Genomic DNA, 6,870 nt, shown 5'->3' on the forward strand with positions numbered 1-6,870 from the left:
GGCCGGTGCCTCGCGGGACTCACGAGGCACCGGCCGGGTCTGTGGTGGGCCGGACGGTCAGGCGCATGACCGGCGGGACGGGCGAGGTGGGACACCTCGGCCCGCCCGGCCCGGCAGCGCGTCAGCGGCGGTGGTCACGCCCCCAGGACTCGGTGTCGACGGTGTGGCCGCGGTGGTCGAGCAGCGTCGCCTTGTCGGAGCGCTCGTCCCAGACCGAGTGGCGGCGGTCCTGGTAGAGGTCGGTGCGGGTGTCGCGTCCGGAACCGGTGTGGACACGGACGGTCGAGCGGCCGGCGAGACGGTAGTCGTCGAAGCGGTACCGGTTGCCGTCGCGGTCGCGCAGGGTCCAGCCGTCGAGGTTGACCGGACGGCGGCTGTTGTTGGTGAGCTCGACCCATTCGGCGTTCAGCGCCCGGTTGGAGCGGTGGTCGCGGCCGCGGTCGCCGGTCTGCACGGCGCTGATCTCGACCCGCGCTTCCTCGCGGTGCCGACGGTCCCCGTCGTGGGCGGAGGCCGGCAGCGCGACGGCCGAGACGACGGCACCGGCGGCGAGAACGGTCGCCGCGATGCGACGGGAGGTTGAAGCAGCAGACATAGGTGATGTCTCCTCGAAACTGTGCGCCACCCGCTGTGACAGCGGTGGTGGCGGTGCGGTCACCGGCCCCTGACGAGCCCGGCGGACCCGACTCTGCGGCCGCGGCGGGCACGACGGCCCGACGACGCCACCGAGTTACCGTTTACGGACATTTCCGTAACTGTCGGATGTATGGATCACGCGTAGCAGGCGGCCGTGCCCCTGACATTCACTGACTCCTACATCGACCGCCCGCGAGCAGCGGCAACTTCACGCCCACCCCCGCACACGACCGGCCGCGCCACCCCGCGCACCACCCTGGACATCGACTCCCGTGCCGGTAACAGCAGTTCTGCACGTTTCTTCGCACAGGGGGCCCGGGATCGCACATACGCGCCGGGCGCCCGGCGCTCCGCCACGAGCGCAAGGGGCCACAGCGCGCGTACAGGGGCGTGACACGTACCCGTACCCGACCGGCAGAAGTGGTACCGAGGCGCTCGCGACGCAAGACGATCAGACATGTGAGCAAGACGGTCGGCCATACAGCGGCTCATTCGATCTCCCTACGGTGAAGTCAACACACCGAATCCACAGGGAGATCCTGATGCGCGCTGTCATACAGAAGTCCTTCGGCGGCCCCGAGGTACTCGAGGTCGTCGAGACCGGACGTCCCCGCCCGCTGTCCGGGGAGGTGCTCGTCCGGGTGCGCGCCGCCGCGGTCAATCCGGTCGACGCCGCCGTCAGGTCGGGGCCTACCCGCTGCTCGGCGAGCCGCCGTTCGGTGTCGGTTGGGACGTGTCCGGTGTCGTCGAAGAGGCGGGCCCCGGCGCCCGGTTCGCGGTGGGTGACGAGGTGTACGGGATGCCGTTCTTCCCCCGCGCGGCGAACGCGTACGCCGAGTACGTCGTCGCCCCCTCGCGTCAGCTCGCCCGCAAGCCCGCCCCGCTGAGCCATGTGGAGGCCGCGGCCCTGCCCCTCGCCGCGCTCACCGCCTGGCAGGGACTGGTGGACGCGGCGGCCCTGAAGGCCGGTGACCGGGTCCTGATCCACCGCGCGGCCGGTGGCGTCGGACATCTCGCCGTGCAGATCGCCAAGGCACGGGGCGCGCACGTGACCGCCCTCGCGAGCGCGGCGAGGCACGCGTTCGTGCGCGGCCTGGGCGCCGACGAGGTGATCGATTATCGGACGACCGACTTCACCGAGGCTGTGCGGGACGCGGACGTCGTCCTCGACTCCACCGCCCAAGGCGCGCGTTCGCTCCAGGTGCTGCGTCCCGGAGGCATGCTGGTGACCATCCTCGAGCACGGTGACGCCGAACTCGCCGCCGCGGTCGAGGCGGCCGGCCGGCGCTTCGCCGGGGTGTCGGTGGAACCGGACCGCGCGGCGCTGGAGGCGATCGCCGCGTTGGTGGACGAGGGCCGGCTCCGTCCCCACGTCGAGGAGACCTTCCCCCTGGCCGAGGCGGGCAAGGCGCACGAGCTGATCGAATCGGGGCAGGTGCAGGGCAAGGTCGTGCTGACGGTCTGACACGGATACCGGCCGCCCTCGACCTCGGGGGCGGCCCGTATCGTTCCCGGCGGAGAAGGGAGCGGCGATGGACATCCTCACCGAGGCGCTGGCCTCCATGCGCACCGGCAGCCCCTCGTCCGTCCGTACCGACGGCCGGGCGCCCTGGGGGCTGCGGCTGCCGCCGGTCGCGGGAGCGGGATTCCACGTGGTGCTCCACGGCAGTTGCTGGTTCGTCCCGCTGGACGAGACACCGCCGGTCCCGCTCGGCCCCGGTGACGTGATCTTCGTACGTGACGGCCGCGGGCACGTCCTCGCCGACCATCCCTCCACGCCGGCCGAGGAGGCACTGCCCGAGCAGCACAGCGACGGATCGCCCATCGGGTCCGTCTCCCTGGGCGGCGACGGCCCGCGCGCCAGCCTGCTGTGCGGCAACTACCACCTGGACCAGGGACGTCCGCATCCGCTCGTCAGCCGGCTGCCGGCGATCTTCCACCTGCCCACCCGGCACGGCCGCCATCCGGAGCTCAGCGCGGCCGTGCAGCTCCTGGGGGCCGAGCTGGACAATCCGCGCATCGGATCCGACGGCATCGTGCCCTCGCTGATCGACTCGCTGCTCCTGTACATCCTGCGCGCCTGGCTGGACGACCAGCCGGCGGACACCGCTCAGGGCTGGGCCGCGGCCCTGCGTGACACCGCTGTCGCCCCCGCGCTGACCGCGATCCACCAGGCACCCGGCACGCAGTGGACGGTCGAGTCCCTGGCCGCCCGGTCGGGTCTGTCCCGGGCGGCCTTCGCCCGCCGCTTCAACGTGCTGGTCGGGGAGCCGCCGATGGCCTACCTGACCCGCTGGCGCATGACGACCGCCGCGCGGTTGCTGCGCGAGTCCGACATCCCGCTGACGGCGGTCGCGGCACGGACCGGCTACGGATCGGAGTTCGCCTTCGCCAAGGCCTTCAAGCGGGAGTTCGGGCTCGCGCCCGGCGGGTACCGGCGCCAGGCCCGCGCCGCGTGAGACCCGCGCCGCGTGAGACCCGCCGCTACCCACCCGGGTGCCGGCGGCGGGCATTGCTTCCCTCAGGAGCGGTTCAGAGCCTCCGGGCGGCGGGGCGTCACGAGATCTGGGCGCTCTGCAGCCGCGCGTAGGCTCCGCCGCGTGCCAGGAGTTCGCCGTGGGTGCCCGCCTCCTTGACGCGGCCGTGCTCCAGGACCACGATCCGGTCGGCGTTCTTGATGGTCGACAGCCGGTGGGCGACGATGAACACCGTACGGCCCGAGACGAGCCGGGCCAGGGCCTGCTGGATCAGCGCCTCCGAGCGGGCGTCGAGCGCCGACGTCGCCTCGTCCAGGACGAGCACGCGGGGGTCGCGTATCAGCGCCCGGGCGATGGCCAGCCGCTGGCGCTGGCCGCCGGACAGGCGGGCCCCGCGCTCACCGACCACGGTGTCGAGGCCGTGGGGCAGACGGTCGACGAACTCGGCCGCGTTGGCGTCGGTGAGTGCCCGGCGGATGGCCGGCTCGTCCACGTCCGGCAGCCCGTAGGCGACGTTGTCACGGATGCTGCCCTCGAAGAGGATGGACTCCTGCGGGACGACGGAGAGGAACCGCCGGTAGCTGCGCAGATCCAGTTCCGCGAGGTCCCGGCCGTCGAGCAGGATCCGGCCACGGGTCGCGCGGTGGAACCCGAGCACGAGACTGAGCACGGTGGACTTGCCGGCGCCCGAACCTCCGACGAGTGCGACGGTCTGACCGGCCGGAACGGTGAGGTCGACGCGGTCGAGAGCCGGGCGGTCCCCTGTGTCGTAGGTGAGGCTCACGCTCTCGAAGCGGAACTCCCCCGCCACGGCGGCGACATGCTCCTTGCCGTCGTTCTCCTCCAGGTCGGGAGCCTGGAGGACCTCGCCGACGGACCGTACGGACTCGAGCGCCTTGCCGATGACCGGTGCCAGGGTCAGCAGGGTGGTGACGGAGCCGGTGAGGCTGGAGAAGTAGGCACTGAGCATGACCACGGCGCCCGGTGTGATGTCGAGCCATCCGTAGTAGGCGACGAGCGCGGCGCCGGCCAGGCAGCCCATGCCGAGGGCGTTGAGGACCATCCAGGACAGTGACCCGAAGCGGCCGTTGAGCAGATCCAGGCGTGATCCTTCGCGCAGCACCGTGTCGAGGTCGTGGTCGACCCGGCGCAGGGCCGTGCGTTCCAGGCCGTGGGCGCGGGTGATGGGGATGAGCGTGGTCATCTCGCTGACGCTGGACGACAGTCGTTCCACGGAGCGGCGGAAGGAGGCGTTGCGGTCGCGCAGCCGGGACCGCAGGGTCACCACGATGAGGGCGGAGGCCGGGACGAGGACGACGAACACGGGCAGGAAGGCGGGCGTGACGACGGCGATGACGGCCAGCCCGCCGGTGAGCGTGGCCGCGGCGGTCAGGCCGTTGTCCGCCGTCTGCTGGACGCCGGTCTCCAGGGTCTCCACGTCGCGGATCACCTTGGCGTGCAGGACGGATGAGCTGGTGCGGGTGTGGAAGCCGATGGAGAGCTGCTGCATGCGCTGCACCAGGGCCGACCGCAGATCGCGGCCGACGCGGCGGACGGAGCCGTGCATCCAGTGCACGTAGAGCAGATGCAGCGGCAGGTTGAGTGCGAGGACGACGAGCATGACGGCGCAGTTCCACCACAGCTCGGATACGGGGCGCTGCTCGACGACGACGTCGATGATGTTCGCCGTGACCGGCGGCAGCAGCCACACGGGAGCGTGCTTGCCGAAGAACACGACGACCGCGCCTGCCATGCGCGCGCGTTCGGGCCGGAAGAGATAGCGCAGGGTGCGGACGGGATGCTCACCGCGGTACCGGTGGTCGAGCGGACTCTCCGGCGTCGCCATCGGCGGACTCCCCTTTCGTGGCGGTACACGTCTTTTCCGGCCGAACTCGTCACCGTGCATCCGGGCGTGCCGCGGCGCGGGTGCGCCGCGGCTCTGCGCGAACGGTGGTGCCGCTACTTGGTCGCGCCCTGGGCGAAACCGTTGTAGATGTACCGCTGGAGGAACAGGAAGATGGCCAGCGTCGGCAGGATCACCAGGATCGCGCCGGCCGAGATGTTCTCCCAGTGGGCACCGAAGGGCCCCTTGAAGCGGAACAGGGCGGTGGAGATCGTGCCCAGTTCCTGGGACGGCATGTAGAGGAAGGGGATGTAGAAGTCGTTGTAGACGGTGATCCCCTTGATGATCACCACGGTGGCGATCGCCGGTTTGAGCAGCGGCAGGATGATCTTGCGGTAGACGGTGAAGGAGTTCGCGCCGTCCAGCCGGGCGGCTTCGTCGAGGGAGACGGGGATGCCCCGGACGAATTGCAGGAAGATGTAGATCGAGACGATGTCCGTGCCCATGTAGAGCAGGATCGGGGCCCACCGGCTGTCGAACAGGCCGAAGCTGTTTACCACTTGGAAGGTGGCGACCTGAGTGGTGACGCCCGGCACCAGCGTGGCGATCAGGAACAGCGCCATCACGAGTTTCTTCGTCCGGAAGTGGAAGCGGTCGATGGCGTACGCGGTCATGGAGCCGATGATGACCGTGCCGGTGATCGAGAAGAGCAGGATGAACGCGGTGTTGCCGAACGCGGTCAGCATCTTCCCGTCGGAGAACGCGGTCGCGTAGTTGTCGAAGTTGATCCAGTCCCCCGGCAGGGAGAGCGCACCGCCGTCGGCCACCTCGCCGGACGTCTTGAGAGAGGTCAGGAAGACGACGACGAGGGGCAGCAGGACCACCAGCGAGGCGGCGACCAGCGACAGGTACACCAGTGCGGGGCCGATCCGGCCGGCTCGCGGGGTGCGACGGGCCGTGTCCGTCCGCCGGGGCAGGGGCTCCCGCGGCGGCAGGTTCGTCTGCGGGGCCGTGGTCATACGAGGTCCACCTTGTCGTCGGGTACGAGACGGCGCTGTATCCAGGTGATCAGCAGGATGATCAGGAGCAGTACGACGGCGGCCGCGGAGGCCAGCCCCGTCTTGTTGAACTGGAAGGCGAGCTTGACCGTCTGGATGACGAAGGTCGAGGTGCCGGTCGCGCCGCCGGTCATGATGTAGGGGATCTCGAAGACCGAGAGGGATCCGGAGACCGCCAGGATGATGCTCAGGCTCAGCACGGGCTTGATGCTCGGGGCGATGATGTGCCGGAACTGCTGCCCTCTGCTCGCGCCGTCCAGTTGGGCGGCCTCGTAGAGCTCCCCGGGGATGGACTGGATCGCCCCGAGGAACAGGACGAAGTTCAGGCCGGTGAAACGCCAGACGGACACGCCGGCCAGTGAGGTGTTGGCGGAGGTCGGGTCGCCGAGCCAGGCATGGTCGGTGCCGGCGCCGAACCAGGAGAGGACCGAGTCCAGGGTGCCGCCGTCCTGGAAGAAGTAGAGGAAGACGAAGCCGATGGCCACGCCGTTGATCAGGTAGGGGAAGAAGAGGATCCCCTTGAACAGGTTGCGGAAGCGGATGTCGAAGCTGAGGACCGTCGCGAAGTACAGCGCGACGACGATCTGCACGACGGATGCGGCGAGGTAGTAGAAGCTGACGAAGAACACCCGGAACAGCTCGGGCCGGGTGAAGATCTGGATGTAGTTGTCGGCCCCGGTGAAGTTGCGGTCGGGGCTGATGCCGTCCCAGTCGGTGAAGCTGTAATAGATCATGTTCCCTACGGGGACATAGGTGAACGTGATCAGCAGAACCAGGGGCACGGCCAGGAACATCCACGGGGTGATCCGGCGGAGCGTCCGCCCCCGTCCCCGGCGGTTCGGCGTGCCGTGAGGGG

The 6,870-nt window shown here is 70.1% G+C and carries 5 protein-coding genes and 1 pseudogene; 2 read left to right on the forward strand and 4 right to left on the reverse strand.

The window, feature by feature from the left end; genetic code table 11:
* Positions 1-121: 121 nt before the first annotated feature.
* Entirely contained in the window at positions 122-595 is a 474-nt protein-coding gene (locus tag ACWGH4_RS27710; RefSeq protein ID WP_453465759.1) for a lamin tail domain-containing protein, read from the reverse strand.
* Positions 596-1,178: 583 nt separating this feature from the next.
* Between ACWGH4_RS27710 and ACWGH4_RS27715 the strand changes: the two are divergent.
* Positions 1,179-2,101 (forward strand): annotated as a pseudogene (locus tag ACWGH4_RS27715) (NADP-dependent oxidoreductase).
* Between the two features lie 67 nt (positions 2,102-2,168).
* A complete protein-coding gene (locus ACWGH4_RS27720) occupies positions 2,169-3,095 on the forward strand; it encodes an AraC family transcriptional regulator (protein WP_453465761.1) in 927 nt (308 codons plus the stop codon).
* A 97-nt stretch (positions 3,096-3,192) separates the two neighbouring features.
* Here ACWGH4_RS27720 and ACWGH4_RS27725 read toward each other — a convergent pair whose 3' ends face one another.
* From ACWGH4_RS27725 to ACWGH4_RS27735, 3 genes are all read right to left on the reverse strand, one after another.
* Positions 3,193-4,959 (reverse strand): ABC transporter ATP-binding protein, encoded by a 1,767-nt coding sequence (locus ACWGH4_RS27725; RefSeq protein WP_453465763.1) that lies wholly within the window; start codon positions 4,957-4,959, stop codon positions 3,193-3,195.
* A gap of 113 nt (positions 4,960-5,072) precedes the next feature.
* Positions 5,073-5,975, reverse strand: a complete 903-nt coding sequence (locus ACWGH4_RS27730; RefSeq protein ID WP_453465765.1) for a carbohydrate ABC transporter permease — start codon at positions 5,973-5,975, stop codon at positions 5,073-5,075.
* Positions 5,972-6,870 (reverse strand): carbohydrate ABC transporter permease (locus ACWGH4_RS27735; protein WP_453465767.1); only part of this gene is annotated, 899 nt, incomplete at its 5' end. The genes ACWGH4_RS27735 and ACWGH4_RS27730, both read right to left, overlap by 4 nt.

This window comes from Streptomyces sp. NPDC054847, assembly GCF_053610925.1.

Bases quoted from the DNA above. Each gene is read 5' to 3' on its own strand.
- ACWGH4_RS27730 (WP_453465765.1), bottom strand. From the start codon at position 5,975: ATGACCACGGCCCCGCAGACGAACCTGCCGCCGCGGGAGCCCCTGCCC.
- ACWGH4_RS27725 (WP_453465763.1), bottom strand. From the start codon at position 4,959: ATGGCGACGCCGGAGAGTCCGCTCGACCACCGGTACCGCGGTGAGCAT.
- ACWGH4_RS27710 (WP_453465759.1), bottom strand. From the start codon at position 595: ATGTCTGCTGCTTCAACCTCCCGTCGCATCGCGGCGACCGTTCTCGCC.
- ACWGH4_RS27720 (WP_453465761.1), top strand. From the start codon at position 2,169: ATGGACATCCTCACCGAGGCGCTGGCCTCCATGCGCACCGGCAGCCCC.